The sequence below is a fragment of the Streptomyces katrae genome (assembly GCF_000966975.1).
Lineage (GTDB): Bacteria > Actinomycetota > Actinomycetes > Streptomycetales > Streptomycetaceae > Streptomyces > Streptomyces katrae.
Genome location: NZ_JZWV01001649.1, coordinates 1 through 453 on the forward strand (window position 1 = coordinate 1; position 453 = coordinate 453).

Annotated in this window: 1 protein-coding gene; it reads left to right on the plus strand. The window is 80.6% G+C overall.

What is annotated here, in order from left to right; translation table 11 throughout:
* Positions 1 to 44: 44 nt before the first annotated feature.
* Positions 45 to 453: cell division protein PerM (locus tag VR44_RS48190; RefSeq protein WP_245692911.1), on the plus strand; the 409-nt coding region annotated here is incomplete at its 3' end.

Below are 453 nucleotides of genomic sequence, written 5' to 3' on the forward strand. Positions count from 1 at the left end.
CAGGGGGGCCGGTGGCGGCGGGGCTGGCGGTGGGGTGGTTCGCGGTGCGGCGGGCGCGGGAGGTCTCGTACGGGGAGACCGCGCTGACGGCGGCGCTGGGGGCGGTGGTGTGCGGCCTGGCGATGGCAGGGCTGGCGGCGGCGTCGGCGGGAGCGCTGGGGACGCGGGCGCTGGCGGCGTTCGGGCCGGTGTGGTGGCAGACGGGGGCCGCGGCGGCGGGGTGGGTGCTGGTGCTGGCGGTGCCGGTGGCGGTGGGGGTGCACGGGGTGCGGAACCGGCCGGGGGCCGGGGGTGCGGTCGGTGGGGATGCGTGGCACGACTCGGGGGTGCGGGAGTTGAGGTGGGCGCTGCTGCGGGCGGCGGCGTTGCCGCTGGTTGCTCCCGTGGACGAGCCGCCTCCGGCTGCGCCGGTCCCTGTCGCGGAGGCTTCGGCGGGGCCGGCCGGGTTGGCTG